Below are 25,920 nucleotides of genomic sequence, written 5' to 3'. Positions count from 1 at the left end.
TCTCAAAAATACAAAAAGCCTGGAATGAAACACGTGGGAATTAGGTTCCTCATCTCAACTATTATAAAAAAGGTAATGTTAATCACGTTTTCCATTAATATAGGCATACATTGCGGTATCTACTATTATAATTTCATCTGCAAATCTTATGGTGCTCTCCAAACATCTGCTTAAAACATCCTGCGATTTTTAACGACTAGACACAAACTTATTTTCATTGATTTTAACTCATTTTTATGGATATAAAGATACTCGTATTAATTACAGATACTAATATACATTTCTTTAAGGAACTTAAAATGTAGGACAAAGATTCAATCAACTGGCCATTAATTTTTATTAAAAACTGATAATCATTTATTTGAATTGAATTTTACAACATGTTTTAAGGACAATAAATACCCCCTAAAGCTTTTTGAACATTTCAAAAAGCCTTGGCAAAAACATACAAATAAAAAGCGGTTTGAGTTTTTAATATTTATTTTACTCTAAATCAATGGGATTATATCCTTTTTTCTGTTTCATTTATTTTTTGTCTTTTCTGGTCATCTGAAAATACAGTCCTCATCTTTTCCAATTCATATTTGGCATTTTCTCTGAAATTTTTCATTGCCTGAATTAAGCCATCTTTTGTAACCAGCTGTTGCAAAAGCAAAACAATTACAAACACAGAGTATCCAACAATAATACCTACAACACCCGGAATGATTGACTTAAAAAGCAATAATATCAGCGACACACAAATAGCACTATAAATAAGTAAGGCTACTAATGATATTTTTTGATTTATTTTGAACATTGGCGGGTTTCTTTTTTATGATATTTTCGGGATTTTGCTATTCTGGATTTCCGCCCATTACCCCAAAAATATTTCCTGTTTTGTAGAGTTCGATTATCATTTATCTTCTTCCATTTTGGTAATGACCAGAAAATTATCTTTATAATTTTTGAATGTTACTTCGTAATACAAGGCTTTTATCAGCGGATTTTTGGGCGGATTTTTAAAGTATTTATGCGACCAGATGTAAAAATTTTTGTTGCCTTGTTTCAAATCGTAGCTGGTGATTACTTTCCTGATTTTCTTTAAATTGTTTTTCTTCAAAAAATCATTAAACCGGCTAATCATTACCACATTTGGCTTTCCTGTCCCTAAAATCTGGGCATTGAAGCTGACTTCCGATACTTTTTTCGATAAAATATCATCCCTTGAATATAGATTTGTGGGCGACAATTTTATCATTCGGTTATCTTTCAGCAAAAGGCTGTCGCTGGTTTGTGCAAACGCATTAACGGAAAACAGCAGAACGAAGCATAAAATTATTTTTTTCATCATTTTAATTTTATCATTTACATCGAAATCGAGTTCGACCAAATCACGGTTTTCCTTTTTCCAGCTTCTTTAAAATCAAAGTCAGTTGGTTTTTGAGCGTTGGTTGCTTTCATTAAATTAAAACCGATTTTAAACTTTCGTTCCGAAGTTTTTATGGCAGGATTTACGAAAAACCGAATGCTTACTGTTGTCGATTTTCCGGATGCCAATGTGAGAATGAGCGGAATATTTTTGTTGCAATCAAAGGTTTGAAGCTGTAGTTTTTTGTTGTCGGTTGTATAAAGTTCTTGCCACGAACAACTTGTACTGAAATACCTCAATGTTTCTTTGCTATGGTTGGAAAGCGTTGCCATCACCCAAATGACGGGTTTTCCTCGCTTTTCTGTTTTTATCTTTTCTATCACTAATTCGTAATTTCCGGTTTGTGAAAATGCGGAATTTGCTAGTAGAAAAAGGGTTAGGATTGTGATTAATTTTTTCATTTGTAAAGGTTTTGGATAATGAAAAGCGGGTTTATCATTCAGAATAATCTATAATTTCAAAATCAACTATTTCTTTTTCAAAGTATTCTTTCAAATCATCTAAATATGTCCACAGATAAGAGCTTCCGTTTTGGCAGACATATAATCCATCGGGTTCAAAACCAACATATAAATTGGGCATTTTTCCATTATTTTCAGGATGCCTGAACTCAACTACCTTTTCATCTCTTTCATAAAAATACCGGTTGTTCTCAAGTAATTCAGCTATTTCACTTCTCTGTTTTTGTGTGAGTTTTGCTGTTATTTTATATTCGTGTCCCATAATTGGTGATTGATTTTTAATCCTTAAAATTTTATTGTTGGCTATACTAAAAATCTCCAATATCAGATTTGTTTAGATTGTTTTCTTTTTGGTCATTGAGATTGATGGTCATTGTGTTTGTCATAAAAATTTACTCTTCTTTAAACATTTCCGATTTTTGGATTTCAAATCCTATCTGCTTTAGATTGTCGTTGGTTTCTTCATACAGTTTATAGTCAAACGGAATGTTCATCAAGGCATCAGTCACCTTCCATTTGGGAAAATTGTTTTCTTCATAATAAAAATCGTAGCTGTATTCCGGAAAAACGTGTATGGTTTTCAGCGCATCGGCTTTATTGGGTGTAAAAACGGCTATGTTGCAGGTAACGCAGGGCTTATTCCCGTAGATGTCCGTTTTGTCGTTTTCGTAACAGTTGCCCACCCGAAATCTCAATCCTCTTTCTACCAAATCTGACAGTCTTCCTTCCATATTCATCTGAAATGCTGTGGTCGCATCTTCTTCGGTTGGCTTCATTGTGGCAACTATCAGTTTGTCAGGCATCGGTTTGTTGCGTTCTTCTTCCTTAAATTCTTTGGTAAAAGGAAATTTGTAGTACGTATAAAGTGCAGTTTCGTTGTCAGGAAATGGCTCCAGATTGTTATCAAATTTTTCTAAAAGTGTGTAGCCACCTTGCGGTATGCTGTCTTGCTCCACTTGTGTTTCCTCTTGCGTTTCGGGGGTTTTACTTTTAGAAATCCTGGAAGTGATTTCGTACTTCACATCCTGGTAAAATTTTTCCAAGCCAATTCTGGTCTGGATGAGATAAACCATTCCCACAGCCAAAAGCAGGAAAACGATAAGTAAGATTTTTTTCATTTTATTCATAGTAATTATTATTCCCAAAGTCTTTTGAAGTATTGAGTTTTGGTTTTAGGGATTTTTTCAACTTTATAACTTTCGGCGATGATATCGAAATAATTATTGTGACCTGCGAAATGAAAATGATGATAGATTTTATCTTTCCAGCCAGTCCAGTTATCGTAATGTTTTACCCGTTTTTCAAACATTTCTTTTAGCCAAAGGGAATTTTCTACCACGAAAATGGACGATTTATATTTGAACTCTTCTTTGGGATAAATGTCGTAGAATTCAATATCGAGCGAGGTTACTGCCCACGCATTTTGAAAAGTTATTTTGCCGATATAATCTGCATATGTCGGTTCGTTATCAAGCCAGCAATCGAAGTAAAGAAAACAATGGTCACGGCATTTTTCCATTATCACATTTCCCTGCGGGTCTGCCCAGATTGGCAGTTCTGTTTCGGTTAGGTATTGCATTTTTTTCTTTATAATATTTTCATCTCCCGAAGTTTCGGGACAGTCTCTTCGGGATTTTCTTCTTACACATTTCCGTATTTACGCTATTACTTTTGTGTCAGGAACATTGATTTTAACTTTTTACAGTATCATAAAATCACTCTTCAACAGGGTCAAAATTGGAGAAAAAAGTTGCGCCACTGTCGGAATTGTAGGCTTGTTTTTTCAGCAATATTTCCTTTCCGTTTTTAATTTTATAACTGTAAACGGTATCTATGTAATATTCAACCCGGGCAAAATTTTGAAGCTTATTGCCATTTATTTTCAAAAAATAAGTAGTGTTGCCACCGTGAAAAGCGTAGCCGTTTACGCAGTTCCTTTTGGCATTGTAATGCAGGTTTGGATATTCCTGCGAGTTGACAATATCTTCCAATTTCTGTGTTTTCGGGTTGAAGATGAATAGCTTTGTGATTTCGTTGGAACCTCTTCCGGCTTGCTCGTAAGAGATTTTTATATCATTGTAGCCGTCGTTGTTCAGGTCTTCGTCGGTAGTTACGTACAGACCGAAATCGGTTTGTTTTTTGAAGCTTCCGTTCTGAATTTCCTGCCAATTCTTCCCCGATTTTCTGAACAATTGAAAACGCACAACCGCTTCGGGTTTTTGATTGGTCTGCGTGATGTTGATTTTGTATTTGCCAGACTTTATCACCGTTTTTGCATCGGTAAAATGTTCGGTTTTTTGGGCGTGGCAAATGTTAACAATCAGCAAAAGGAAAAATAGTAGTTTGGTCATTGTTTAATTATTTAGATTTATTCTCTTAAATCGTTTCCATTTTCATCCATCAACTTCTGCAATCTCCCAGTTTTTGTAGGAAAGCGTTTGTTAGATTTGTTTTTTGTATAACATTTGTTTTAATCGATAACTTTTACAAAATTCACACTCACTGTTTCACATTCTATTTCGGCGGATAAACCACAATTGGCTTCAATTGTGCACAGAATGCTATTTTCAAGTTTTTCAAAATTCATTTCCCAAATGGAATTCTGATTGCTGAAGTTTTCGAAACTATTTTTCATTACATTATTAAATTCTAATTCAATCTGGTAGCGTTTTCCGAAATGTAATATGGATAGTAACAGAACCAATTTTGGGTAAAATCCTGATGAGGAAATCTCCAATTTTAAAGACACAATTTCGCCATCGTGAAATTTCGGCAACTGCCCGAAAACGGATGTGAGCAATGTGCTGTTCTGTATGAATTGTTCGGGGTTCATAGATTGATTTCTTCTTTAAATTCTTCCAGCAATTTGTAGAACATTTTGACTGATGCAATGTGTTGTTCTTTAGTAATAGTCGTTTCTAAAAACTTGTTCCAGTTGATGGTTTTAGGCTTAAATCCTATGGTGTAGGCAACAATCATATTTACCCAGCCTGCTGTTGATGAACTGTACCCAACCTTATTGGCTATCCAATCGAAAAATGGCTCTTCTTTTCCAATTTCGAGCAATCCATTTTCAAGCAAAGCGTGGTAATAACCTGAAACAAACGGTTCTATACTTCGCAGGCTGTATTCATTTGTCCAAGCGGGATAACGAGTTTCGATGCGTTTGAATAAAGGGTAAAGTTCGAGTATCATATTTTATAATTTTTTCATCTCCTTAAATTTCTTGACAGGCTCTTCGGGATTTTGTTTTTAACTGTTATGGTTAAACTGCCTTTGTCATTATTTCAGGAATGTTCCATTTGGGTTTGGGTTCATTCATTTTAATTGCTTTATCTTTTTTAGGGTTGTATGCTAATATTTCAGGGCATTGGTTGGTGCGGACTTTGTCTATAATTTCTCTGGCCATCACACTGGTTTCAAACCATACATTTCTAAATGTTTTTAACCGCCAAAAAAGCATCACTGCAATTCCTTTATCACATAAGGGATGTTTTAGAATTAATTCGTCTCTGCCATCGAGATGATATTTTACGAAGGAAGCGATGTTATATAGTTCCATTGATGTATCGCAACGTTTGATTTTATTTTCTAAAATTTCACCAAACCAACTATCTACCTCACTTTGTTCTAAATAAATGTATGTTTCTTCACCATTGGTGGGTTGTTTCATAAAATCGGGAACTTGTAGTTGTTGGTCTGTAATGTGCGTGCTTGGGTCAAAATGGATGTCAGACTTCTTGTAAAATCCGTTTTCAAAATTGTTCAGAATTGTTTTAATTAATTGAAATATCTCGTTTTCGTCTCCCACATTATCTCCTTTAATAGTTTCTGTGAGTTTATAATTTTGAAAATCCTACGGTTGAGCCAACCAGAAAATCTGTAATGCAGTTGCTTCACTGCAAATATTACTTTCGACAATCCATTGCAAAACCTTTACGCCATTATCCCAGTTATGTTTATCAGCCAAATAATGTAATTCTTCCGGCTCAGTCAGCATTTCAAATTTTGTCCTGTCAAGTTCATTATCGTCAAGTCCTTCATAAAAATTGTCGTCGATAAACAGTTTCTTTTCTTCTGTTAGTTTTGCCATTGGTGTTGTTAATAATTAATTTTTGTTTATAATGATTTTTTCTTTTTAAAACGGTTCAAAGTCTATTCTCGATTTTAACTAAATCAAATTTTTAAGTTTTGAAAAAATTAAGGAAAGTCGATTTTTATAGGTTGTAATAATTTCATTTTGTTCATCATTTTAAGCAGTTCGAAGCGGTTGTTTTTGTGAAATAATCTACAAATAGTTTTGCTTCCAGCTTGGCATAGCTGTTGGAAGATTTTTTCTTGTTTTTAAAGTGACTGTCCATTTTTCCTGTCTATATTTTTACATTTTTAAGTACATTGCCCAAAGTATAAGCCTGCAATTTTATTGATTTTTAATTCATTTTTAATGAAAACGTAACCAACGGCATCAGAGAGATAAAGGATGTCTCTGTATTCTTCGGGAAAATTACCGGCATAGAATTGCATCAGAAATCTATGATCTTCAAAAACCAATTCTTCTTGCAAAAATTCTGGACTGCCTCCAAGGAAATTTCCTTCATCAGCATTTTCAGAAAATGAAAATTCAAACGCTGGAATTTCGTGTTCGGATAGGTTAATGGCTTCCTCTTTTTGATGATAAATGATTTGGGTATTTTGTTTGATGATATCCAGTTCTTCTGCATCATTACAGTTATAAATTACCTTGTCTAGAAAATAATCTTCTCTGCTATAAGTACTAAAAATGGAAAAGAAAGTATTTTCTGCTACTTCTATATTCATAACACGAGTAACTGTTTCTGCGGGAATACTGGCGATGAACAGCATCGCATTTTCATTTTCATCCTTTGGCCAAAGATGGTCGGGAATGAAAGATTTTCCACCAATTCTTGGAACAGTTGACTTACTTTCTGTGGGTTTTGTGAATGCTATATGGTTCATTTCTTCCTTTTCTTAAACACCATTTTGGTGCTGAATTTATCCCTTTTCAAAACATTATCTGTAAAATTTAGCGCACTGTTACATTCGTAAATCAATTGACTGTTTAGGATATTCATTTCACAGTAAGATGAATGATGGTCGCTGTTTTGGGCATACATATTTCAATCTCTGCATTTTTATTTCTTAAAAAATTTTACTCATTGATATTAAATTTTTCTTTCCTGTATTTTTCACGTTCTTCATCCGATAACCAAATAATATGCTGTGGTCGCTGAATGTTAGGTTGCCAAAAATCATCGTAATAATTTTCTTTAAACATTACATTATAAGGCTCCAGACCAAAATAAACATTGGCTAATACGTGCAAATCTGCACCGCCGGAACGTTTCTTATTTTTTACTTTTTCAGGGCTTACCAATAACTCTTCGTTGAACAGAATTTTATACTGATGGCTTACAATTGGTTCCTCATCAGCATTCCATACAGAAAGAACCCTTGCGATGATGAGTTCTTCTGTAGTGATGTTGTCTTTCTCCTGCTTTATTTCAAACAACGTCAATACGGGCGATGTTGCGGTTGAATGTGTACCTACAATTTGCCCAAACGAAAATGTACCATCCAAAAGCGGAACAGAAAATACATCGCCGATTTCCCATTTCTGTTTTGGTGGTCTTTTCCATTTTTTTAGCTGATTATAAATATCATCCAACTCAGCTTCTGTAATTTCTGTTCTTTTTTCAGGAACGGTGAGTTGGTAAATAGTTTTGGCAACCGTAAAAATAGCATCAGCATTTTTGCTTGAAACTTGTACAAAATCGCTTTCGTAGTCGATGTTTGGTTTGGGTTTCAAATCAGGCGATTTTAGTGCATCCTTTAAAATTCCCACAGCTTCGGTTTGAAATTCTTGACCAAATAATTCGGCTAAATCTTCGAATATTGAAAATTCGGCTGAACTTTTATCAGGCAGTTGTATGTTGAAATGTGCAAATTGAATTTCGGTCATTTTTGTACTGTTTATTCTATCTGTTGATTTACTTTGAAGCTTTTTAGTATTGAAAATTTTCATTCCTGAAAATCATCGTTTCCCAGATAATAATTTAAGGTCTATCTTCGAGGTTTTAATTGGTTACTGTTGTTTTGCTATAATCTTTTCATCCCTTCGGGATTTTTGTTTTTATGCTATCGTTTCAATATCGCCGTCTTTCTCAAGGTAGGTTTCCAGCAAATCTTCAAATGATGGATATAAAACTTTCCATTCATCAGCATTAAATTCGTGGAAAGCATCCAGGATTTTCGTAGAATGTACTTCGGTTGCATCCCAAACCAGATTTTCCTGACCACGAGTGTGCATTATCGGGATTAATCTTTTGCCTGTGTATTTTTCCTGCTCCTGATAATCAATCAAGGTAAAAGAACCATCAAAATTGTAGGCTTCGATAATTTCTTTAAGGCTCAGGAAATAATTGCTGTTCCAAATAATGCTTCCCAAATCTTCAGGGTTTTGAAGCTCTTCGGTTTTAAAAAGATTATCGGCAAAACAACCGCCATTGTTCAACAGGTAAAATGCTTTTAAAACCAATGGAAGTTTGATATTTAAAGTGGTTTCAAAATTTTCTATTTCACTTTCTGATGCACCTTTCGCAAAAAGATTTCGCTCTTTCAGTTGCAGTGATTTTTGTTTGAGTTTTTCTGTGATATTCATAGGATATTTTTCAAAATTCTGTCGTATGCATACTTTGCCATTTTTTTCAACTCTCCTTTTTTTGTGCTGATAATGCTTTGCAAAAAAGGAATGGATGCCATTGTTCCAATATCAGATAAAACGGCACACGTTATTTGCAATACTTCTTTTTCTTCTTTTGTTACATTAAAACCAATTAACTTTTGTTCTGCCTCTGGATGTGGTGCATAGAACAGTGAGCCGATTGCTGTAATTTTTTCTCCAATATCGTTGGTGTCCACACATTGTAAAAGTGTAGAGATATCATTTTCTAAAGTCTTTCTTATTGGCGGAAACTGCTTTAATATGTAATGCTTTGTTATTTTATCTTCCTTATCAATTCTGTCAATTAAAAATTGAATATCATCAATCTTATTTGTATTTCTAATGATGCCACCAAGTATTATATATACCGCAATTTTATCTTCCTGATGCGGAGAATTTATGATGAAATCTTTAAGTTCAGGTAAAAAACTGGCATCATTCAATTGCCCAGCTTCTCTTATCGCATTGAAACTTGTATGCTGACCAATGCCACCACGTTCATCACGTTCTTCTGTTTTATCATTAATCCTGCTTATTAAATCAAGAATATATTTGTTCATATTTTAAAATATCATTCTTTTTCTTGAAAACTTCTTCTCTAAAATCTGCAGGTGCCGGTTGTACGGCGCTGTCTTCGTTCCAAATATTAGGGCGTATCCTAAAAATCAGTTGTTTGTTTTTTACTTCGAGGTCAATGTGTTCGTCTTCTGTATTGATAAAAAGTTTGTTGTCTTTCGGTAAAGCCTGCAATTTTATAGGTGGGGCTTCACCGGAACCAATATCGATAACCGTAGCGTAATTTTTCCCGGCTTCAAATTGTATTTCGATGGTATTGGTTTGAAATTCAGTTTCTTTTTGCCAGGTTCCTGCAAATTGTGTTTTAAAACTTTCGGTAAAATGTTCCTTGTTCTTAACAGAAGAAAGCGTATCAAATTCAGATACGGTTTGTTCTTTGTTATTGGTCGTTTGCTTACAAGAGCATAATATGATAAGCAAATAGAAAAAGAGAATTGATTTTTTCATTGGGTTGATTATTGATTACTAAAAACCATACTTCTCACACAGTTCATCGTGCAAATCATACAATTCCGGTGGCATTCCTTCTATAAATCCTTCGGGTTCTTCTACCATTTCACCTTCCAGTTTTTCAAACATTATTACAGGAATTTCACGTACAATGGTTTTATCCAGATATTCTTCTACCCAAACGGTTCCTGAAAAATCTGCGGTGTTTGGGTCAAATGAAAAATTTTGTTTGTTATAAAAGCCATTCAAATATTTGCTTTCGATATTTTCAATTAAGTCAAATTTTGATGTATTACTTCCTGCTTCTTCACGGTTTTTAAACTGTTTAAAATACCGTGGTCCCGACATCCAATACAACATTAAAGCAGTTGCTTTGTCGGTGTTGGGATTATCGGCAAGCCAATGCAAAAACACAGAGGTTTCATTCCATTCCATTGCCATTTGGTGCCAGATTTTCGGCGTTTGCTTTTCTGCGAACTGGATAACCATTTCATCAAAAAGCTGTTGGAACTCGTCGTTTGATATTTTTTGTTTCATAGATGATACTTTATTTACACTTAAATATTTTTATGAGTTACAAATACTGTATCCCGAAATAGCCCACTTCTCTTATCGGAGCATATTTTCGGTAATTTTGGTCTATCCAGAAATAAGCTAATCCTTCAAGAAAAACACCTTCGTATTCTTTATGAAGTTTTGCCAAATCATATTCATTGAGTTGAATGATGGGTTGGTATTTCATTGCAGGTTGAGGATGTACATTGTCCTGCAAGAAATGAGGTACCGAAAAAAGTTTGCTTTTATCCGTTCCTTCTTCGTTGCTTTCCTGCATCACTTCTTCATTGGTGAAATGGCGTTTGCTCATTGTAATTACTGGTAAAACACCGTTTTCGCTTATTACGGAAACAGGCGTTTCCGATTTTTCAAGTAGCAATGCTTTGGCATATTTTTTTGAAGTTGCAAAGCTGTTGTTTTCCTGAATGGCATATCGTGTGCTGAAACCACGTTTCAATTGTCCTCTTTCATTGGTTTCGTTATCTAGAAAAATACTGATGCAATATTTATCATCAAATTGATTGCCACCAAAAATGTTGCTGAACGCGGTACAAAAATGTATCATTCTTTTGCCGTGTTCGTTCAATGGCCAATCGCTAAGATTTTTCAGGTAAGGATTTCCGCCCATTACCCCGAAAATATTTTCTGTTTTGTTGAATTCTATTATCATTGGTTTACTGCTTTAAAGTTTTCAGGCCAATTATTAAATCTGCTTTTGGAAAACGTCAGCCGAGCCTTAGCACAAAAGTTTTTCTTTTAAATTTGGGTCGTTGTTTTTATCCCAATAACCAATGAATGTTACTCTAGCGGTATTTTGTTTTTCGGCTGTGGTTATGGTGTTTTCATTCGCATTTTTTTCTTGTCCGTTGCAGGAATATACAAATGGCAATATTGTTAGTAGTAGAAGTTTTTTCATAGTTTAAATCATTTCTTGTTTCTCTCCGCTGTATTTTAAATTTTTAAAATCTCTTGCGGATATAAAATCCACGAAATTCCGTCTGACTGCTATTAGAGATAGGTTGTATTAAATTCCATTTTTTTACAGTTTTCTTCCGTCTTTGGTATGTGTTGTTTGCATTGTGAGGGTAAAGCCTTTTGCTTTTATTGCCATTATACACGGTGTTTGTGTGTTGCCAGCTATTCTTATTCTTACTTCGTTCATCGTTAAAAAATTAAGCAATTCCTGATGTTACCTAAAAACACCCTTTGATTGGAAAAAGTGATTTTATTATTTTCCATTTTATACAGCAATCCGTAAGAATAACCATTGTCTTCATCTTCATTAAAAAGTTGGGTAACAATGGCGTTGCATTCGCCATCTGCAAGTTTCACTACATCGGAGTAAACAAACACCACAGTTTCCTGCGTTAAATCTTCTATTTCTTCCTGTGCTGTTTCGATGGCTTTATCAATATTATCTGCCAAAATTTTACGGATGTTCTTTTCTCCCAAAAAAATGTATGGTGAAAATGTGATGCTTTCCTGAAGATTACCGATTGCGTATTCTTCGGCTTGTGCTATTGCTTGTTGCAATTCGTTTCTTAATGCTGTGAACTCCATAGTTTCATTTTTCTTTTCTATAATCTTTTCATCCCTTCGGGATTTTTGTTTTTATGCTATCGTTTCAAAATCGCCATCTTCCTCAATATAGGTTTCCAGCAAATCTTCAAATGATGGATATAAAACTTTCCATTCATCAGCATTAAATTCGTGGAAAGCATCCAGAATTTTCGTGGAATGTTCTTCGGTTGCATCCCAAACCAGATTTTCCTGACCACGAGTGTGCATTATCGGGATTAATCTTTTGCCGGTATATTTTTCCTGTTCCTGATAATCAATTAAGGTAAAAGAACCATCAAAATTGTAGGCTTCGATAATCTCTTCAAGACTGAGGAAATAATTGCTGTTCCAAATAATGCTTCCCAAATCTTCAGGGTTTTGAAGTTCTTCGGTTTTAAAAAGATTATTGGCAAAACAACCGCCGTTATTCAACAGGTAAAATGCTTTTAAAACCAATGGAAGCTTGATATTTAAAGTGGTTTCAAAATTTTCTATTTCACTTTCTGATGCACCTTTAGCAAAAAGATTTCGCTCTTTCAGTTGCAGTGATTTTTGTTTGAGTTTTTCTTTGATATTCATAGGTTTATATTTATCGCATTCGATTAATCGCCTTCAAACATTCCGATGTATTTTAATCCGTTGTAATCTTCTTTGTAAGGTTTTGGAACAGCCAGCTCGCCATCGGCATACCATAAAATTGCATTGGCTTTTTCGATGTTGTAATCTTTGCAAATGCTTTTTATTTTTTCCCATTCGGCTGGGTCTGTGGATGAATGTTCCAAAATTTCATCTAAAGAAATTTCATTCTCAAACCTTGGGATAATGCCAATGAAATCCTGGTCGTACCACTGTTTTCCAATGTCTTGGCAGAATGGGCAGAGTTTATAATTCGGAGTTTCAAAATCGCCCTCGGTTGAATAATCTAATTCGAAATATTGCTGATATTCCGCTTCGGTTTTGTTTGTTGTTCCTATCCAAAGATGGATTTTATTGTATCTTTCCATTGTTTTGTTGTTTTTATTTTTTCACTTTTTTAAAAATATTTTCTACAGGCTTTTCTACAGTGCCATCTTTGTTCCAAGTAGTTGGCTGTATTCTAAAAATCAATTGATTTTCTTTTACTTCTAATTGTATGTGTTCGTCTTCCGTATTGATAAAAAGTTTGTTGTCTTTCGGTAAAGCCTGCAATTTTACAGGTGGTGCTTCGCCGGAACCAATATCGATAACCGTGGCGTAATTTTTTTCTTTTTCAAATTGTATTTCGATGGTGCTGGTTTGAAATTCGGTTTCTTTTTGCCAGGTTCCTTCAAATTGTGTTTTGAAACTGTCAGTAAATTTCCCCTGATTTTCTACCTTAATCGTATCGGTTTGCGTTTTGTTTCCGCTGGTGTTTTTCTCTTTGCAGGAATGCATTGTGGCAAGTAAACAGATGAGGAATATTGTGGATTTCATTACTAAATTTACTTTGTTAGTTGCTCAAATAGAAACTGTTCCTTTTTACCCAATGGTTTTATGGCTTGTGCATTTTTAAAACTTTCTATCGCTTTTTCGATGCTTTTTGCTTTTGATTTTTCCGTTTTGTCGGTTTTAGATTTTGCAATAAACTTTGTGGCGTGTTCTAAAAATTTTTGGTAATTCTTCCAATCTTTTTCAGTCAGATGTGCAAAAGGGTCAACTTTTGGTGCAGTTGGCTTGATGTAATCTAATACAAAATCAATCTCTTGCTGTGTTGCTATTTTGGAATTAAATTCTCTGAACATTATACACTCCGGCAAATTTTCTTCAAACCATTTTTTTGCCTTTTCAGTAAGATAAATATGTCCGGCACTTTTGCTGATAAAAATATCGTTACCTGTCCAAGCGTTTTCAATAATGAAGAGTTCATTTCTTCCAGACACATTCCTTTGCTTTCTTCCAATCAAAGTTTCTTTATCTAATTTTAAACACCATATTGCTTCCATTTTTTTGGCAATTTCAGCATTATGTTTTCTTGTGAAAATATAGTTTTCCGGCTCGCCTCCGGCTGGATAAATCCTGGGTTTTTCTGCCTCCAGATCCCAATTTTGCCAATCGATATCTACTATTTTTTTGAAAGTTGTATTGATGAATTGAATTCCTTTCAAATCAGATTTTTCTAATTTTTGCCTGGTACTTTCAGAAACTAAAATCATATCCCACTTTTTATAAATTGCAGGAACAAAAGGACCTGCCCGTTCTATATATATGATTTCGTCATTATTTTCATCAGGGTATGCAAACCCTGTAAACAAGGTATTTCCATAATCGCCCCAGGGCATTTTTTTTGTTTTCAAATGTGTAAAAGTTCATCGTTCGTCAAGCTATTTTTTGTTTAACATTCATATCTATTTTAATAAGCGGTTTTTCAGGGGGCATATGCTAACCACTAACGTTTCGGGGCTTTGCGTTCGGGCGGGATTTTGAAGCACAAATCTTCAATTTTGTACAAAAGTTGAACCGAAGAAATACCGTTGAACTTTGCAGTTTCGCCCCACTATTGCAAAACCCTTGTTATGCGACGTTTTTTATCCGTTTAGTTTTGTTAGTCTTGATAGTTCGTCAAACTCAGCAGTTATAGTTTGTCCGTTTTTTGTGGCAATTAATTTTGTTCCATTTTCTGAAATCGTATAACCTTTTGCAATTAGATAATTTGTCAGAGCATAATTGTGGTTCATTTCAAATTGTGAAATTAATTGAGGAAAAACGGTTAAAATTCTGTGATGATTATCTTCTTTATTAATTTTGTCCACTTTTTCGCTTTTTATTGTTACAACCATTGCACCTTGTCCGTAATCACAAATATAATATCCACTAGAATTATGAATTCCTGATGCAATTATTCCAATTAGATGTAAGTCCTCTTTTGTAAAATCGAAAGTATCATTTTTTAAAAGGTCAATCTTATTTTCTTCGCCATATTTTTTTAGTTGCAATGCTTGTTTAATTACATTTTCGGAAAGACCTGATTTAGTATTTGCCCAAGCCCAAAGCCAAGTCTGTGAAGAGTGAGAAATTGTACCAAGTACTTGCATAGGAAGAACAATGTCAGTTCCAAAGCTTATTTCACCGTTTGCTATATTTATATTCCAATTGTTATTACCAATAAAATCTCCGAAACTTAATTGCTTATCCATTGCAATTCCGCCATATCTTTCGATAAGTTCTTGTTCTGTTTTACAAGGTGCTAAATTTTGTTGTGATTGTGTTTCGTTGGTTTGTTCTGTTTTGTCGTTTTGTCCAAAAATTTTATTAAAAAATCCCATATTTTTGTGTTTTATTTTTAGGTTGTTCTAATGTTAAAGGTCTGTCGTTTTAAAATGGCTACTAACGGTTTTGGGCTTTGCGTTGGTGGGCTTTTGAAACCGTAAACTTTCTGCCAGCACCAACGTTTATTAATTGCTCAAATATTTCTATTCGCACTGTCAGCCCACTAAAGCAAAACCCGTGTTAGCGGTTTGTGCTTTATTGTCCATTCCGTTTCAATATTTCTTCAATTGCAAATTTTGCAGAGTCTTTCACGTCTCTTTTTCTACTTTTCAAATGCTTCTCTAAATGTGGAATAGCTCTTAATGTTCCAATTCTATTTAGTGTCGCATTTGAATAAGTCAAGTTGTATTGGTTATCTGAACTATCAAGAATTTCAATTAGGGTTGATTCTGCATCTGGGTCAGTCGAATAATTTAAAGATTGAATAGCGCTATGTCTTATTAACCATTTGTCATTTTTGGTAGCTGTAATTAATGGCTGCAAATTTGTTCCTGTTGGTTTTTTGATATCCCCAATTCTGTCGAGAAGTGACGAAACAATGTATTTGTCCGTCTCTTTGTCAACCCGCTGAATTAAATAGTTCAACGCTGTTGTGTCGTTCGTGTTTTTTGCAATGTGCCCAAGTAGAAAGTATGCTTCGCCACGCTTCTTTTTGTCTTTTTCTTTGTCTATGAAAAGAATTAGTTGAGGTACGTAGTCCGCTTTGTCAACTTTTTCTGCTTCTCTAAGTGCTTTCCACGAAATGGTTTTAGAACTGTCATAACCGGCTTCCATAATTTGGTCGCTGGTGTCCAACATTCTTTCAATTAGGTCGATTAAATATTTGTCCATTGTTACTGTTGTCATAGCATAACCGCTAACGTTTCGGTTAGCAGTAGTTGTAATTTTCAGTTAGTATTTTGCCAATTAAAATCTTGGTCACCTTTTGATATTTTTCCTCGTTCAGATTTTCCATTTTTAATTTTCCAATTAGTTGTGTATGTTCCAGCACCATCCGAAAAAAATCCATACAAAATATAATAATCTGATTTTTTTTCAATTTTGAATTGTTCTTTAATTAATTCTCCGTTCAAATTTGGGTTAAACATCTGCGATACCTCTAATTTTATATATTTTCCATCTACGGATATTGCGAGTGATTTCAGTTCATTTTTTGGTAAATCCATTCTGAAATCAGAACCATACCAAAGCTCATTATCTATACTACAAATATAAGTTGCGTCTTGGTATTCATTTTCACAATATTCAATTTGATGATTTTTTGAATCAAAATCTTTAATAGTCCATCTTAAGTTAATGTTATTTTCGAAATCAATTTTGCCAGATTTCGAGTTTTTAAATTCATCTACTCGCTTATTCCAAATTTCTATTTTTCGTTCTTGAACTTTTTCGTCGGAAAAATAATATCTGTAAAAAGTAAAACAAACAATAATTGTCAGAGTTATTAATCCAATAAAAATTCCAATTATTTTCTTCATTTTGTTTTTAGCACAATTTTGTTTTACAATTACCGCTAACGTTTCGCGCATTTGAGAAGTTGCGGAAATAGGAGTAGAGTTCTCTCCGCTAAGATATAATTTTCTTGGTTTGATGAATCGTTCAATCACTACAAAACCAGCAATTTCTTAAATGCGTTGTTAGCTGACGTTCTATTTTAGTAATTTGCTTTGTTCTATAATATTCCAGCCAATTGTGCCTTCACGTAATTTTAATTGGATTGATGAATAATCATCTAAATTTTTGAGTTTTCGAAATACAAATCCCTTTATTATTCCATCCACTTCAGCATCTGCTGTTGGTTGTCTTGTTCTTGTAGTAAACCCTTTTTTCAAAATTTTAGTCTCTACAATTTTAAAATTTTCGGAAGATTTAAAATTCAAATTTATGAATAGTAATAAAGTTGTGAACAGACTTCCAAACGATACTGTCGAATATACAAATTTGATAAAGATGCTCAATTCTATTTTGGTAAATTTATCTATAATAAAATATGAAATTAAACCAGGAATTAAATAGAGTTGTAGGATAGTAAAAGGGCTAATTACAGTTTTGGCAAAAAGTTTCACGACAACGATGTTCAAAATTAGCCCTAAGAAAAAGAGGGTATTTTTGAGTGATACTTTTTTTGATTTTCTCAATTTCATATTTGCATTAATTTCCCAATGTTTTCCAAGAATGTCAGCTAATTCGGGGCTTTGCAATGGTGGGGCAATCGAAGCGAAAATCTTCAATTTTGCATAAAAATTAAATCGAAGAACTGCCATTGAACTTTGCAGTTTCGCCCCACTATTGCAAAACCCTTGTTGTGTGCAGTTTTTTAGTTAGTTACCATCTTTCTGATAATTAATATGTTTATTTTGAATATACTTTTCCTTAGATTTAGTGTCAATTAAAGACCATATTTCATATTCATCTTCTTCGGCTTTAAAAATTCGCTCGTTTTTATCCATCTTATTTATCAAAACAATAAACCTTTGTCTTTTAATATACTTTTGTTTTGTAACGTATTCTACTTCGTTAACTTTTTTTTCAAAAAGAGGATATTGCAAATTCACAAACGTTGAAATTTTTTCATTGTTAACAGGATAATATTCTATAATTATTGCATTATGTTCGTCTATAAAGACTAACTCTTTATAATAAGCCTTTTTGTTTGATAATATCAAAGGCTTATTTTCGTCAATCTTAATTTTCCACGAGTATTCAGCATTTCTATTTAAACCATTGCTTTCAAGATATGGTAGGTCTGTAACCTTTGATTGAGCAAATAGCTGAGAAACTGCTAAAATCAAAAGAATTGTAAAAATATTTTTTTCATTATGTGGTAAAGTTCGTTTTATTGAAGTCAGTTCTGTAAAATCACCTTGTTAGAGGTAGTTTTTATTCTCCATAATCATTTAGATAGAAGAACGTATATTTTTGGTTATATTTATTAATTTTATTTATTTGACGAATACACCTTATGGGGCTAAGTAATTTGTTTTTTTTTGTTTCTTCATATGAACCATACCTCTCCAAATAATCAGATTTTGTTTCGTCAACTTTATACCAATCTGGCTCAAGTACAGTATAAGCCATTAAATTTCTACCTTTTTCCATTCTAAGAAACTCCATATTGAATAGGTTAATTTTCCAAATACATTTCTCTTTTTCACATTCGTCATACAAATCTTTATATTTATCAAAAGTAAAAATATTGCCATCCTTGTCTATCCCTATAATACGTGGATAATCTCGAATTAAACTAAATTGAGATTTTGCGATTAAATATAACTCAATTGTCTTTTCTTGTTCTTTTGTTATATTAAAATATGAATTATCAAAATCAATATTTGTTTTTTTGTAACGTATAAATTTTTGAGATAAGCACAAATTACAAGTCAAACAAAAGATAATTAGTGTTAATATTTTTTTCATACTTTTTTCATTGTTCGTTTTATCTTGTGTCGGTCTGTAAAATTACCGCTAACATCTACATTAGCGCAACTTAGCCGTTGTTAATTATTTGTAATCGTTTAATTTTTCGCAGGAAAAGGTTGTTTCATTTCCGCAGGTTTTTGGTAAGTGTCCGGTAACTTATCGGTATCAATGGCTACCATTTTATCGCTTGTCATTTTCAATCCGTATTTAGCCAAAACATAAACTTCGGTAATACGGTAAGCGCCAATGTAATCATAACTGTCATTGGTTACCACTAAGGTGTTGTTCACAATTTTGTAAGAACCTTCGGCTGTTATTTTTCCTTTTCTTATAGTTTGTTTGGGAAATTCAAACTCACTGAGGTAACTTTTGTTTTCAACAATTTTATATAGCTGATAAGTACCGTCTCCATCAGATATTTTTTCCGACAGATAAATATTGAATTTCTTCTTGCCCAATGTAAAGCTTTCTACCAATTTATCTTTTTTGGTCACTTCGGATTGTCCCACAACAGCATCGGGTTTTTCCTGTGCTAATGTGGCTGTGCTGATGAATAAAAAGAATAGTATCGTGAATAGTATTTTCATAGAATTTATAATTGATTAGTTTATTTTACGGCTTCGCCATCGTTGGTAACAGGTTTGTTCCAACATTCGGTAGATTTATGATTTTACAATTTGTGATTTATATAATCACTTTTTGAGGCCATTTAATATTTGCAGTTTTTCTTTCAATATTTGTGGCATTTAGGTTAATATCCGAAAACTCAAACTGCTTTTACCACATCATTTTTATCAATCGAGATGCTTGCAAAACAGTTTAAAACAGGAATGTGAATTTGCAGTTTCCGCCTATCCGGAGTAGAAATCAATTGACCTTTCAAACCGATGAACTGACCTGAAATTACTTCCACTTCATCACCTTTTTTGTAGGTTTCTTCAATTTTAATATCGTTTGAAGTACAGAAAATTCTGATTTGCTCGATTTCCTTTTCGGTAACCACGGCAATTTTTCCGCCCACAAAAAGGTATTTTACCACAGCCGAAACTTGAAAAACTTCTTGTCGTTTTTGTTCGGTAGTGTAAATAAAAACGTAGCTTTTGAAGAGTACTTCATCCACGTATTTCTTGCGGTCGTGCCAGTTTTTGAGTTGCTTGTGTAAAGGCAGATAGTGGTCAATTCCAATAACAGAAAGTTTTTCAGATACTTTTTTTTCTGCCCGTGGATTAGTTCTTACAACGTACCACTTCTTTTCGTTCATTGTTTTTCATCATTTTTTTCATCGTTTGTATTTTAATTATCCAACAACATTTTTATTTTCCTAAAAACAAAATTAGGATTTATTTTTTAAATCATAATACTATGATTTGTTTTTTTTATATCTACTTTTGTTATTAGAATAAGATGATAAAATTGCACCGATTTTAAATCTGAAAAAAATGAAAAAAGAACCCCCTAAAAACAATAAACCCAGAAAAGAAATTACCGGTTCAATCAGGAACAAAGAGCGCACACAGCAGAAACTCATTAATGCCGTTGGTGCTGTTTTAAAAGAAAAAGGATATGCTGGAATTTCTATTCCGAATATTATCAAAAAGGCAAAAGTTGACCGCCGGCTGATTTACACTTATTACGGCGGACTCGATAATCTGGTAGAAGAATACCTGAACAGCCGAGATTACTGGATGACCAAAGTGGCACCACAAGTGCAGGAAATTGCATTCAAATCAGAACATTTTGGCGAAAAACAAATTGTGGAGATTCTACACACGCTGTACGATGCTGTAGATATTTCTCCCGATTTACAGAAAATGATTTTGTGGCAAATCAGCGAATACCACGATAAATTAAGGGCTTTGGTTGATAAAAGAGAAGAATTAGGCAAACCGCTTTTTGAAGCCACCGATAAAGATTTTAAAGGAACTGATATTAACCTGAGAGCGATTATGGCGGTTCAAATTGCCGGCATTTATTACCTGAACCTGCACGCTAAATCCAACAGAAGTACTTTTTGTGAAATAGAACTCAATTCTGAAGAAGGTAAAAAGCAAATTAAAGAAGCTTTGACATTGATGATGAAAATGGTGTATGAAAAAAGAAATTTGTAATTCTTGTCGTATTCATTACCTAAAACAGAATATATAAAAACCAAGTCTTAGATTTGATGAATATTACTAATTATATAGCGGACTAAATTTAGGCAATTATAATTCTAAAAGAGGTCATAATTTTCGTTATTATATTTGTTGAAATTCTGCAATGACACTCAAAATAGCTTTTTCAAATCCCATTGCATTTTCATCTGATTTTCTGTTACTTACAAAATTTTCGCTAATGATGTAATTCTTCACAAATTGGCTTTTCTTTGATCCCATTGGGTAATGCCAGTCTCCCATTCCGGAACTTCCGAAAACGATCACTTCATCCAGATTTATTATTTTTCCGTTTTGAAAAGAGGAGATTAGTTTTTGATAAACGCATTGGCCGATTTGTCGAACATTTACTTTACAGGGATGTAATACAATAATTCTTTAAAAAGAAACCACACGCACCCAACCAAATAAGATATCTGAAACGATTATCTTTATTGCATCACCAATTTGATTAAAATAGATTAAAACCAATGCTCCCAAAATAAGCATTGTAATTACATACCATTTCAGTCCTTTTTTGTAATGCACAAAAGGGTTGAAAACCAATAGCGAAACTGATTCTACTACTTCGTATCTATCTCTGATGTTCTTCGCCAAATATTTCATCCATATTATTTAAAATACTTTGCATTGGTTTGGTAAAAAAACTCTTGCCGGAAATAAACATCATGCAGATAAATCAATATACCTTTTAGCATCAATGTCCGCTATCTTGCCCTCTATAGTAATTCTCAAATAGATTGGAGCTATTCCTTTTGTTCTGATTTTATTCTTTTTGATAAAGAATAGCAGGCTGAATGTTTTGTTCATTGTGTAATAACTTTAATTGTTTAATAATTTACTTTTTCTTACCACTTTTTGCAAGATGTACAATCTTTAGACTACCTATTGATAGGCTTTTTCTAAATTTTTCTTCTCCCATTTTTCAATTTTAACGATGGGACACGAAATAGAACGTATTTTGATTTTTTTTATACCTGTGCTAAAACAAAAAACGCTGTAAACATAAATGTTTACAGCGTTTTAGCTTATTTTGGTTTCCCAACTGGCGGAGAGTGAGGGATTCGAACCCCCGGACCTGTTACAGTCAACAGTTTTCAAGACTGCCGCAATCGACCACTCTGCCAACTCTCCTTTAACTTCGGTTATACCGTTGTTTTCAGTGGTGCAAATATAGAAAGTTTTTTATAACTGACAAAATATTTTTTAATAAAATTAGAAAATTCATTGATAGCACAGGGTTTTCCCAAAATTCTACTCAGAAATACAGGTATACAAAGGCATTGACTATCAAATATTTTCACTATTTAACAGCAAAAATTCCTGCTCTATCATTATAAAAATAAACTTTAAAAACTTTTTTGCAACAATCTTTCTTTTGATTGAATATTCCTCCTTAGATATTAACTTTTAGCTGTAATAGTAAGTTGTGGAGACATCTCCGCTAAAATTAGGTTTTGTTTCCTGCTTCTGCGCATTAAGCTCAAATAATCTTTCCCCATCCTTTACTCCTGCTCTTATTCTTATGGAGGACCATCCGTTGTCAAGGGTAAGCTTTATGCTGTTTTCATCATTAATGGTTGAAATATCCTTTAAATAGCCAATACCCACAACCTTTAATTCATTATTCGTTGTCTGATATATCCAACCATCTGACTGAACAGCCACTTCCCCATTTCCTAGGATATGTTCTTCACCTGTAGAAATACAGAAAGAATAATAATCCTCTTCTACTCCTATAAGTGGAATAGCAATTCCTGACTTTGTTATTTCATCGCCGTGTTCATTTTCAACAAAGTATTTCAAAATATTATTACCCGGAAGGTTATGTTCCTGAAGGTATTTTGCTAAAAGCTCCGGACTGTATATGACAAAGCCTTTAAGTTCAGAAAATATTTTTTTCATAATTAATTTGATAAATTGGGTTAAAATTTAAATAGGGCCTCACTATATTTCAGATTCCTCCGGTTAAACTTCTGCCTAATCCAGTTCTGCCCTTGAAAATAGGTCCATGATCACGGTTTCATTTTCACAGGCTTTTTTAAAATCCAAAATAAAGTCTTTCAATTGATCTCCATTAGAAGAATAGACACAAAACATTCCTCCCTCAGGATCAAAACGAATACTATCGCTCAAATCCGGTCTTTTCTCTTCTAGAAAAACCTGAGCTAGGGATCCCCAGTCGTAACCGCTTCCCTCAAAGCCTTCTTCTGCTCTTGCATCAAAGATTTCCTGCTTATAACTACCGGCATCTAAGCATACTGAAAAGCTATTACCGTGTTCTACCCAGAAAAATGGCTTTATTGTTTCTTTTAAATTATTAATGTCCATATTGTTTTAAATCTTTAAAAATTTCGTAACGATTTTGCTTATATTGATCTATAATATTACAGGCATTTTTCCTTGAAATGAGATATTATTTCATAAAATACTTTCGTTTTATTTTGGCATCAAAAAATAACCCTGAAATAAAAACTTCAGAAAATCAAATGAAATAAACAGCTAAATTTTAAAAATCTGTAATAATCAGTAGAGTTAGAACAGAACGGATAAGAATGCCCTTGAATTTGTTGCCATGATCTATAAATTTTAATCGTTAATATTATTTTGTAATTGGGTGTTGGTATAACAAATATAAAACGGTTATTTATATTCAAAAAATTTTCAGACATTAATCTGAAAATTTGTAGTAGTTCTACGACTTTTGATCATAACTCTTCTTTTTTCTACATTAAAAAACATCAACAAAACGCTGTAAGACAAAACAATATTAATTATTTTCAAAAAAATATTTTTTCACCCTGCTATGAGAAATGCATTGTCATTTATGTACTGAGATAAAAGATCAGCCACAAATTCTTCATCTGTAACTGGTTTACTTATTTATTATTTTGTTTCTGAAGTTCAAGTACTTTTTTGAGATAAACATCTGTTTGATCCAAAAACTCCTGATTCGTTTGTTGTATTTTGATATGAGGAATAATTCCCTGTCCTCTTTTCTGATCCGGAAGAATTTGGGCATCCTGAATCACATGAACAATGGAAAACCCGGTCTGAATACCGGTATTTGGAAGTTCATACACCACAGGAAAATGTCCATTATGTTCATAATAACCACCTACAGTCTCCTTACCGATTACAATAGCATTGGTATAGGATTTAATAAGTGAAGCCAAATGGGAAGCTGCAGAAGCTACACGCTGGTCTATAAGCAGGTAAAGCTGCCCTTTAAAGGTCCTTTCATTGGGTAAAATAAGAGGATTCTTGTCATCTGCCCAATAATACTTCCCTTGAACCTGCTTGGGATAAAGCTGTTTAAAATAAGCGTTCAATCCGTTCTTATCCGTTACTCCATTGGAAAGGAAAAGAGGGGTAATAACCAGTTTTTCATCCATTGGAATCTCATTAAACTTAGTGTAAGCATAATGACTGTCACGAAAAGGTCTTTGCGTGAGGTAAGTAAAAACTTTCTCATAAACGGCTCCTGTTCCGCCTGTATTTCCTCTTAGGTCAATAATTAAGTTTCCTATGCTCTCCCGTTCAAGGATGTCCATCATCTGCTCAAGAAAAGTGGTGAATCTTTTGTATGCCGGATCTTCTTTACCAGTTGCAAAGTCAAAACCTCTCAATGATAATCGATACATCCCCTCGCCCTCTTTCGTGAGGCTATATTTTTCAGATAAGAGCTTTTTGTCGAATATTAATGAAAATCGGGATTCCTGAAGCTTTTTAAAACTTTCAAGCGGAATTCCGGATAACGTTGTGTGATGAGTCTGATTATCCCACAGATAACTAATTACATAGCTCTTATGGGTACCGAACTCCATATAAAATTTATCAAGCATTCCTCTTTCAAAGCCCGCAGTCTCCTTATAGGGCATGGAATAACCATCAGAAAAATAATATTGTGAAAAGCGAGTGATTATTTCCTTTGAGGAAACTCCGTTAATGGATAAAATTTCAGCCCCAAGAGGAACTGCAACATCTTTGGAATCCTGTAGTAATCGTCCATCAATATTCTTAAGGGTAATGGGTAAATATTCTGGTTTTTGGATTAGATAATAAGATGCGTGGTTAGGAAGGTCTGTATAGTTATGACAACTCCCCTCGAAGCCTGTAACCTTGGCTATTACTTTGTAAAAATCAAAAATATTCTTACTGTTTCCAGCCTCTTCCTCTGCTCTTTGATAAATGCTGTCTATCTGCTGCTTACTTCTGTAAACATAAAGCCCGGAGTTTACCTGCTCCCGAATGGATCGGAAAGTATGGAGATCTTCCACAAACTGAGCTGAAGCAAACTGGTTGTTCAGTATCGGTATATTTTTGGACTCTGTAATGGAAACTACAGCTGTTTTACTTTTTTCAACATAAGATTTTGCCCAGACCTTAAGTTGATACTTTTTATTTTTTTCAGGCGAAAAGTACAGTCGTTCAACACTCCTTGTTCCTCTGGAATCATCCTGCTCCTTTATCTTCTTCCCATCCATGAATAAAGCTATCCCTAAATTGGCATTGCCTGACTCCACAGATATCCATACAGGTCTGCCGGAATGGGGAGAATACATTAAGGTATCTTTTGGCTTTAGCTCCATATTTGTTTGTGCATATACAGAATTCACCAACAGTAAAAAAGCAGTGATAAAGGGCTTGGTCATGATTATTTTTTTGAAAGGCTAATATACAAATTAACCACAATCAGTTTTTATGATTCCTAGGTTACGGATTTTTAAAAGACTATAGTTTCACACTCATATCCTGAACTTCTTCTGCTGAAAAACCATAAATCTGAGGGGTTTTCACATCCAAAAGGTTCAGGTAAATATATAGTTCTGCTCTGTGATGAATTTCATGCTCTACCATTGCCCGAAGCCATTTCCATATTGAGATCTCATTATTGGCCGGAGTAAGGCATTTGCGGTTAAGATCTTCATCGGAAAATCCCCTTATGATTTCCAGAGTTTGCCTATGCATTTCATTGAAAAAAATGACAATGTTTTCATACCCATCCGCCAGTTCCTTTCCACAGCCCGGATACGCACTTTTTCTTCCAGAAATGGTTTCTCCATACATATATCGTTCAATAGTAGCAATATGTCGTATTTGGTCGCCAATGGTAAATTTACCCGGCTTATAAGTAAAATCAATATGTTCAGGAGGAACGATCTCAATAATTCGGTTGGTTCTTGCACGAATTTTCTCATAATAATCTATGAATGAATCTACAGACTTTATTTCCATTTTATTTCTTTGATTGAATTAATACATTGAATTTCGGTGTTGTGAATATAGTAAATCTTGAAAAATAAG

40 protein-coding genes and 1 tRNA gene are annotated in these 25,920 nt (G+C 33.7%); 1 reads left to right on the top strand and 40 read right to left on the bottom strand.

What is annotated here, in order from left to right:
• Nucleotides 1-502: 502 nt before the first annotated feature.
• The 32 genes from EG359_RS01125 to EG359_RS00975 all read right to left on the bottom strand — a co-directional run bounded on the left by EG359_RS01125 (nucleotide 503) and on the right by EG359_RS00975 (nucleotide 19,721).
• The gene (locus tag EG359_RS01125) at nucleotides 503-799 is read right to left on the bottom strand and encodes a hypothetical protein (protein WP_123867241.1); all 297 of its coding nucleotides are present in this window, start codon (nucleotides 797-799) and stop codon (nucleotides 503-505) included.
• Between the two features lie 96 nt (nucleotides 800-895).
• On the bottom strand, nucleotides 896-1,330 hold the full coding sequence (locus tag EG359_RS01120; RefSeq protein ID WP_123867240.1) for a hypothetical protein: 435 nt from the start codon (nucleotides 1,328-1,330) through the stop codon (nucleotides 896-898).
• A 17-nt stretch (nucleotides 1,331-1,347) separates the two neighbouring features.
• Nucleotides 1,348-1,812, bottom strand: a complete 465-nt coding sequence (locus EG359_RS01115; RefSeq protein ID WP_076355837.1) for a hypothetical protein — start codon at nucleotides 1,810-1,812, stop codon at nucleotides 1,348-1,350.
• Between the two features lie 34 nt (nucleotides 1,813-1,846).
• Nucleotides 1,847-2,134: a hypothetical protein gene (locus EG359_RS01110; protein ID WP_076355839.1), complete on the bottom strand. Its 288-nt coding sequence runs from the start codon at nucleotides 2,132-2,134 to the stop codon at nucleotides 1,847-1,849.
• A 130-nt stretch (nucleotides 2,135-2,264) separates the two neighbouring features.
• On the bottom strand, nucleotides 2,265-2,990 hold the full coding sequence (locus EG359_RS01105; RefSeq protein WP_123867239.1) for a hypothetical protein: 726 nt from the start codon (nucleotides 2,988-2,990) through the stop codon (nucleotides 2,265-2,267).
• A 17-nt stretch (nucleotides 2,991-3,007) separates the two neighbouring features.
• Nucleotides 3,008-3,451 (bottom strand): hypothetical protein, encoded by a 444-nt coding sequence (locus EG359_RS01100; protein ID WP_076355843.1) that lies wholly within the window; start codon nucleotides 3,449-3,451, stop codon nucleotides 3,008-3,010.
• 136 nt (nucleotides 3,452-3,587) lie between these two features.
• A complete protein-coding gene (locus tag EG359_RS01095; protein WP_076355845.1) occupies nucleotides 3,588-4,223 on the bottom strand; it encodes an XAC2610-related protein in 636 nt (211 codons plus the stop codon).
• A gap of 119 nt (nucleotides 4,224-4,342) precedes the next feature.
• Nucleotides 4,343-4,705 carry an Imm50 family immunity protein gene (locus EG359_RS01090; protein WP_076355847.1) on the bottom strand — a complete coding sequence of 121 codons (363 nt, stop codon included), beginning with the start codon at nucleotides 4,703-4,705 and terminating at the stop codon, nucleotides 4,343-4,345.
• Nucleotides 4,702-5,067, bottom strand: coding sequence for a hypothetical protein (locus tag EG359_RS01085; RefSeq protein ID WP_123867238.1), 366 nt, complete (start codon nucleotides 5,065-5,067; stop codon nucleotides 4,702-4,704). Before EG359_RS01085 ends, EG359_RS01090 begins: the two co-directional genes overlap by 4 nt.
• 70 nt (nucleotides 5,068-5,137) lie before the next feature.
• Entirely contained in the window at nucleotides 5,138-5,683 is a 546-nt protein-coding gene (locus EG359_RS01080; protein WP_228435083.1) for a hypothetical protein, read from the bottom strand.
• A gap of 45 nt (nucleotides 5,684-5,728) precedes the next feature.
• A complete protein-coding gene (locus EG359_RS22670; RefSeq protein WP_228435085.1) occupies nucleotides 5,729-5,965 on the bottom strand; it encodes a DUF4274 domain-containing protein in 237 nt (78 codons plus the stop codon).
• Between the two features lie 293 nt (nucleotides 5,966-6,258).
• Complete coding sequence (locus EG359_RS01075; protein WP_076355851.1) at nucleotides 6,259-6,849, bottom strand: DUF1963 domain-containing protein; 591 nt, start codon at nucleotides 6,847-6,849, stop codon at nucleotides 6,259-6,261.
• A gap of 193 nt (nucleotides 6,850-7,042) precedes the next feature.
• On the bottom strand, nucleotides 7,043-7,852 hold the full coding sequence (locus EG359_RS01070; protein ID WP_076356048.1) for an Imm26 family immunity protein: 810 nt from the start codon (nucleotides 7,850-7,852) through the stop codon (nucleotides 7,043-7,045).
• Nucleotides 7,853-8,023: 171 nt separating this feature from the next.
• Nucleotides 8,024-8,551, bottom strand: coding sequence for an SMI1/KNR4 family protein (locus EG359_RS01065; protein WP_076355853.1), 528 nt, complete (start codon nucleotides 8,549-8,551; stop codon nucleotides 8,024-8,026).
• Complete coding sequence (locus EG359_RS01060; protein ID WP_076355855.1) at nucleotides 8,548-9,174, bottom strand: hypothetical protein; 627 nt, start codon at nucleotides 9,172-9,174, stop codon at nucleotides 8,548-8,550. The genes EG359_RS01065 and EG359_RS01060 overlap by 4 nt, the downstream gene beginning before the upstream one ends.
• Nucleotides 9,155-9,637 (bottom strand): hypothetical protein, encoded by a 483-nt coding sequence (locus EG359_RS01055; protein ID WP_076355857.1) that lies wholly within the window; start codon nucleotides 9,635-9,637, stop codon nucleotides 9,155-9,157. The genes EG359_RS01060 and EG359_RS01055 overlap by 20 nt, the downstream gene beginning before the upstream one ends.
• Nucleotides 9,638-9,655: 18 nt before the next feature.
• A complete protein-coding gene (locus tag EG359_RS01050) occupies nucleotides 9,656-10,177 on the bottom strand; it encodes a DUF4274 domain-containing protein (protein WP_076355859.1) in 522 nt (173 codons plus the stop codon).
• A 37-nt stretch (nucleotides 10,178-10,214) separates the two neighbouring features.
• The gene (locus EG359_RS01045) at nucleotides 10,215-10,865 is read right to left on the bottom strand and encodes a DUF1963 domain-containing protein (protein ID WP_076355861.1); all 651 of its coding nucleotides are present in this window, start codon (nucleotides 10,863-10,865) and stop codon (nucleotides 10,215-10,217) included.
• Nucleotides 10,866-10,931: 66 nt separating this feature from the next.
• Nucleotides 10,932-11,111 carry a hypothetical protein gene (locus tag EG359_RS01040; protein WP_076355863.1) on the bottom strand — a complete coding sequence of 60 codons (180 nt, stop codon included), beginning with the start codon at nucleotides 11,109-11,111 and terminating at the stop codon, nucleotides 10,932-10,934.
• 248 nt (nucleotides 11,112-11,359) lie between these two features.
• Nucleotides 11,360-11,755, bottom strand: a complete 396-nt coding sequence (locus EG359_RS01035; protein WP_076355865.1) for a hypothetical protein — start codon at nucleotides 11,753-11,755, stop codon at nucleotides 11,360-11,362.
• Between the two features lie 51 nt (nucleotides 11,756-11,806).
• Nucleotides 11,807-12,334, bottom strand: coding sequence for an SMI1/KNR4 family protein (locus EG359_RS01030; RefSeq protein ID WP_076355867.1), 528 nt, complete (start codon nucleotides 12,332-12,334; stop codon nucleotides 11,807-11,809).
• A gap of 23 nt (nucleotides 12,335-12,357) precedes the next feature.
• Nucleotides 12,358-12,759 (bottom strand): immunity 22 family protein, encoded by a 402-nt coding sequence (locus tag EG359_RS01025; RefSeq protein WP_076355869.1) that lies wholly within the window; start codon nucleotides 12,757-12,759, stop codon nucleotides 12,358-12,360.
• Between the two features lie 13 nt (nucleotides 12,760-12,772).
• A complete protein-coding gene (locus EG359_RS01020; protein ID WP_076355871.1) occupies nucleotides 12,773-13,207 on the bottom strand; it encodes a hypothetical protein in 435 nt (144 codons plus the stop codon).
• Between the two features lie 8 nt (nucleotides 13,208-13,215).
• Entirely contained in the window at nucleotides 13,216-14,067 is an 852-nt protein-coding gene (locus EG359_RS01015; RefSeq protein WP_123867237.1) for a hypothetical protein, read from the bottom strand.
• Between the two features lie 231 nt (nucleotides 14,068-14,298).
• Entirely contained in the window at nucleotides 14,299-15,036 is a 738-nt protein-coding gene (locus tag EG359_RS01010) for a DUF6882 domain-containing protein (protein ID WP_076355875.1), read from the bottom strand.
• Nucleotides 15,037-15,235: 199 nt separating this feature from the next.
• A complete protein-coding gene (locus EG359_RS01005; protein ID WP_123867236.1) occupies nucleotides 15,236-15,871 on the bottom strand; it encodes a HEAT repeat domain-containing protein in 636 nt (211 codons plus the stop codon).
• A 56-nt stretch (nucleotides 15,872-15,927) separates the two neighbouring features.
• Nucleotides 15,928-16,647: a hypothetical protein gene (locus EG359_RS01000; protein ID WP_076355879.1), complete on the bottom strand. Its 720-nt coding sequence runs from the start codon at nucleotides 16,645-16,647 to the stop codon at nucleotides 15,928-15,930.
• Between the two features lie 42 nt (nucleotides 16,648-16,689).
• Nucleotides 16,690-17,304: a hypothetical protein gene (locus tag EG359_RS00995; protein ID WP_076355881.1), complete on the bottom strand. Its 615-nt coding sequence runs from the start codon at nucleotides 17,302-17,304 to the stop codon at nucleotides 16,690-16,692.
• A gap of 57 nt (nucleotides 17,305-17,361) precedes the next feature.
• Nucleotides 17,362-17,832, bottom strand: coding sequence for a hypothetical protein (locus tag EG359_RS00990; RefSeq protein ID WP_076355883.1), 471 nt, complete (start codon nucleotides 17,830-17,832; stop codon nucleotides 17,362-17,364).
• Nucleotides 17,833-17,920: 88 nt separating this feature from the next.
• Entirely contained in the window at nucleotides 17,921-18,457 is a 537-nt protein-coding gene (locus tag EG359_RS00985) for a hypothetical protein (RefSeq protein ID WP_123867235.1), read from the bottom strand.
• A 98-nt stretch (nucleotides 18,458-18,555) separates the two neighbouring features.
• Nucleotides 18,556-19,047: a hypothetical protein gene (locus EG359_RS00980; protein ID WP_076355887.1), complete on the bottom strand. Its 492-nt coding sequence runs from the start codon at nucleotides 19,045-19,047 to the stop codon at nucleotides 18,556-18,558.
• Nucleotides 19,048-19,226: 179 nt separating this feature from the next.
• Nucleotides 19,227-19,721 (bottom strand): UpxY family transcription antiterminator, encoded by a 495-nt coding sequence (locus tag EG359_RS00975; protein ID WP_076355889.1) that lies wholly within the window; start codon nucleotides 19,719-19,721, stop codon nucleotides 19,227-19,229.
• Nucleotides 19,722-19,899: 178 nt separating this feature from the next.
• Here EG359_RS00975 and EG359_RS00970 point away from each other — a divergent pair, with 178 nt between their 5' ends.
• The gene (locus tag EG359_RS00970; RefSeq protein ID WP_076355891.1) at nucleotides 19,900-20,568 is read left to right on the top strand and encodes a TetR/AcrR family transcriptional regulator; all 669 of its coding nucleotides are present in this window, start codon (nucleotides 19,900-19,902) and stop codon (nucleotides 20,566-20,568) included.
• Between the two features lie 129 nt (nucleotides 20,569-20,697).
• Here EG359_RS00970 and EG359_RS00965 read toward each other — a convergent pair whose 3' ends face one another.
• The 8 genes from EG359_RS00965 to EG359_RS00930 all read right to left on the bottom strand — a co-directional run bounded on the left by EG359_RS00965 (nucleotide 20,698) and on the right by EG359_RS00930 (nucleotide 25,851).
• The gene (locus tag EG359_RS00965; protein WP_076355893.1) at nucleotides 20,698-20,880 is read right to left on the bottom strand and encodes a hypothetical protein; all 183 of its coding nucleotides are present in this window, start codon (nucleotides 20,878-20,880) and stop codon (nucleotides 20,698-20,700) included.
• Nucleotides 20,881-20,991: 111 nt separating this feature from the next.
• Nucleotides 20,992-21,219 carry a hypothetical protein gene (locus EG359_RS00960; protein ID WP_076355895.1) on the bottom strand — a complete coding sequence of 76 codons (228 nt, stop codon included), beginning with the start codon at nucleotides 21,217-21,219 and terminating at the stop codon, nucleotides 20,992-20,994.
• Nucleotides 21,220-21,279: 60 nt separating this feature from the next.
• The gene (locus EG359_RS00955) at nucleotides 21,280-21,423 is read right to left on the bottom strand and encodes a hypothetical protein (RefSeq protein ID WP_123867234.1); all 144 of its coding nucleotides are present in this window, start codon (nucleotides 21,421-21,423) and stop codon (nucleotides 21,280-21,282) included.
• 236 nt (nucleotides 21,424-21,659) lie between these two features.
• A tRNA-Ser gene (locus tag EG359_RS00950) sits at nucleotides 21,660-21,747 on the bottom strand.
• 276 nt (nucleotides 21,748-22,023) lie between these two features.
• Entirely contained in the window at nucleotides 22,024-22,518 is a 495-nt protein-coding gene (locus EG359_RS00945; protein WP_076355897.1) for a hypothetical protein, read from the bottom strand.
• A 75-nt stretch (nucleotides 22,519-22,593) separates the two neighbouring features.
• Complete coding sequence (locus EG359_RS00940) at nucleotides 22,594-22,944, bottom strand: immunity 51 family protein (protein ID WP_076355899.1); 351 nt, start codon at nucleotides 22,942-22,944, stop codon at nucleotides 22,594-22,596.
• A 548-nt stretch (nucleotides 22,945-23,492) separates the two neighbouring features.
• A complete protein-coding gene (locus EG359_RS00935; RefSeq protein WP_076355901.1) occupies nucleotides 23,493-25,268 on the bottom strand; it encodes a S41 family peptidase in 1,776 nt (591 codons plus the stop codon).
• A gap of 79 nt (nucleotides 25,269-25,347) precedes the next feature.
• The gene (locus EG359_RS00930; protein WP_076355903.1) at nucleotides 25,348-25,851 is read right to left on the bottom strand and encodes a DinB family protein; all 504 of its coding nucleotides are present in this window, start codon (nucleotides 25,849-25,851) and stop codon (nucleotides 25,348-25,350) included.
• Between the last annotated feature and the right edge of the window lie 69 nt (nucleotides 25,852-25,920).

The sequence above is a fragment of the Chryseobacterium joostei genome (genome assembly GCF_003815775.1).
In the GTDB taxonomy this organism is placed as follows: domain Bacteria; phylum Bacteroidota; class Bacteroidia; order Flavobacteriales; family Weeksellaceae; genus Chryseobacterium; species Chryseobacterium joostei.
This window is presented reverse-complemented; position numbering and strand designations above follow the sequence as displayed.

What these genes read in the sequence shown, in the direction of transcription:
- EG359_RS01090 (WP_076355847.1), bottom strand. Translation starts at nt 4,705, where the DNA reads ATGAACCCCGAACAATTCATACAGAACAGCACATTGCTCACATCCGTT.
- EG359_RS00960 (WP_076355895.1), bottom strand. Translation starts at nt 21,219, where the DNA reads ATGAAATATTTGGCGAAGAACATCAGAGATAGATACGAAGTAGTAGAA.
- EG359_RS00940 (WP_076355899.1), bottom strand. Translation starts at nt 22,944, where the DNA reads ATGGACATTAATAATTTAAAAGAAACAATAAAGCCATTTTTCTGGGTA.
- EG359_RS01025 (WP_076355869.1), bottom strand. Translation starts at nt 12,759, where the DNA reads ATGGAAAGATACAATAAAATCCATCTTTGGATAGGAACAACAAACAAA.
- EG359_RS01060 (WP_076355855.1), bottom strand. Translation starts at nt 9,174, where the DNA reads ATGAACAAATATATTCTTGATTTAATAAGCAGGATTAATGATAAAACA.
- EG359_RS01105 (WP_123867239.1), bottom strand. Translation starts at nt 2,990, where the DNA reads ATGAAAAAAATCTTACTTATCGTTTTCCTGCTTTTGGCTGTGGGAATG.
- EG359_RS00985 (WP_123867235.1), bottom strand. Translation starts at nt 18,457, where the DNA reads ATGAAAAAAATATTAACACTAATTATCTTTTGTTTGACTTGTAATTTG.
- EG359_RS01070 (WP_076356048.1), bottom strand. Translation starts at nt 7,852, where the DNA reads ATGACCGAAATTCAATTTGCACATTTCAACATACAACTGCCTGATAAA.
- EG359_RS01035 (WP_076355865.1), bottom strand. Translation starts at nt 11,755, where the DNA reads ATGGAGTTCACAGCATTAAGAAACGAATTGCAACAAGCAATAGCACAA.
- EG359_RS01045 (WP_076355861.1), bottom strand. Translation starts at nt 10,865, where the DNA reads ATGATAATAGAATTCAACAAAACAGAAAATATTTTCGGGGTAATGGGC.
- EG359_RS22670 (WP_228435085.1), bottom strand. Translation starts at nt 5,965, where the DNA reads ATGGCAAAACTAACAGAAGAAAAGAAACTGTTTATCGACGACAATTTT.
- EG359_RS01100 (WP_076355843.1), bottom strand. Translation starts at nt 3,451, where the DNA reads ATGCAATACCTAACCGAAACAGAACTGCCAATCTGGGCAGACCCGCAG.
- EG359_RS01005 (WP_123867236.1), bottom strand. Translation starts at nt 15,871, where the DNA reads ATGGACAAATATTTAATCGACCTAATTGAAAGAATGTTGGACACCAGC.
- EG359_RS00975 (WP_076355889.1), bottom strand. Translation starts at nt 19,721, where the DNA reads ATGAACGAAAAGAAGTGGTACGTTGTAAGAACTAATCCACGGGCAGAA.
- EG359_RS00930 (WP_076355903.1), bottom strand. Translation starts at nt 25,851, where the DNA reads ATGGAAATAAAGTCTGTAGATTCATTCATAGATTATTATGAGAAAATT.
- EG359_RS00970 (WP_076355891.1), top strand. Translation starts at nt 19,900, where the DNA reads ATGAAAAAAGAACCCCCTAAAAACAATAAACCCAGAAAAGAAATTACC.
- EG359_RS01120 (WP_123867240.1), bottom strand. Translation starts at nt 1,330, where the DNA reads ATGAAAAAAATAATTTTATGCTTCGTTCTGCTGTTTTCCGTTAATGCG.
- EG359_RS01010 (WP_076355875.1), bottom strand. Translation starts at nt 15,036, where the DNA reads ATGGGATTTTTTAATAAAATTTTTGGACAAAACGACAAAACAGAACAA.
- EG359_RS01095 (WP_076355845.1), bottom strand. Translation starts at nt 4,223, where the DNA reads ATGACCAAACTACTATTTTTCCTTTTGCTGATTGTTAACATTTGCCAC.
- EG359_RS00935 (WP_076355901.1), bottom strand. Translation starts at nt 25,268, where the DNA reads ATGACCAAGCCCTTTATCACTGCTTTTTTACTGTTGGTGAATTCTGTA.
- EG359_RS01030 (WP_076355867.1), bottom strand. Translation starts at nt 12,334, where the DNA reads ATGAATATCAAAGAAAAACTCAAACAAAAATCACTGCAACTGAAAGAG.
- EG359_RS01050 (WP_076355859.1), bottom strand. Translation starts at nt 10,177, where the DNA reads ATGAAACAAAAAATATCAAACGACGAGTTCCAACAGCTTTTTGATGAA.
- EG359_RS00955 (WP_123867234.1), bottom strand. Translation starts at nt 21,423, where the DNA reads ATGAACAAAACATTCAGCCTGCTATTCTTTATCAAAAAGAATAAAATC.
- EG359_RS01125 (WP_123867241.1), bottom strand. Translation starts at nt 799, where the DNA reads ATGTTCAAAATAAATCAAAAAATATCATTAGTAGCCTTACTTATTTAT.
- EG359_RS01020 (WP_076355871.1), bottom strand. Translation starts at nt 13,207, where the DNA reads ATGAAATCCACAATATTCCTCATCTGTTTACTTGCCACAATGCATTCC.
- EG359_RS01085 (WP_123867238.1), bottom strand. Translation starts at nt 5,067, where the DNA reads ATGATACTCGAACTTTACCCTTTATTCAAACGCATCGAAACTCGTTAT.
- EG359_RS01055 (WP_076355857.1), bottom strand. Translation starts at nt 9,637, where the DNA reads ATGAAAAAATCAATTCTCTTTTTCTATTTGCTTATCATATTATGCTCT.
- EG359_RS00945 (WP_076355897.1), bottom strand. Translation starts at nt 22,518, where the DNA reads ATGAAAAAAATATTTTCTGAACTTAAAGGCTTTGTCATATACAGTCCG.
- EG359_RS01065 (WP_076355853.1), bottom strand. Translation starts at nt 8,551, where the DNA reads ATGAATATCACAGAAAAACTCAAACAAAAATCACTGCAACTGAAAGAG.
- EG359_RS01040 (WP_076355863.1), bottom strand. Translation starts at nt 11,111, where the DNA reads ATGAAAAAACTTCTACTACTAACAATATTGCCATTTGTATATTCCTGC.
- EG359_RS00995 (WP_076355881.1), bottom strand. Translation starts at nt 17,304, where the DNA reads ATGGCAGTTCTTCGATTTAATTTTTATGCAAAATTGAAGATTTTCGCT.
- EG359_RS01115 (WP_076355837.1), bottom strand. Translation starts at nt 1,812, where the DNA reads ATGAAAAAATTAATCACAATCCTAACCCTTTTTCTACTAGCAAATTCC.
- EG359_RS00980 (WP_076355887.1), bottom strand. Translation starts at nt 19,047, where the DNA reads ATGAAAATACTATTCACGATACTATTCTTTTTATTCATCAGCACAGCC.
- EG359_RS01075 (WP_076355851.1), bottom strand. Translation starts at nt 6,849, where the DNA reads ATGAACCATATAGCATTCACAAAACCCACAGAAAGTAAGTCAACTGTT.
- EG359_RS01110 (WP_076355839.1), bottom strand. Translation starts at nt 2,134, where the DNA reads ATGGGACACGAATATAAAATAACAGCAAAACTCACACAAAAACAGAGA.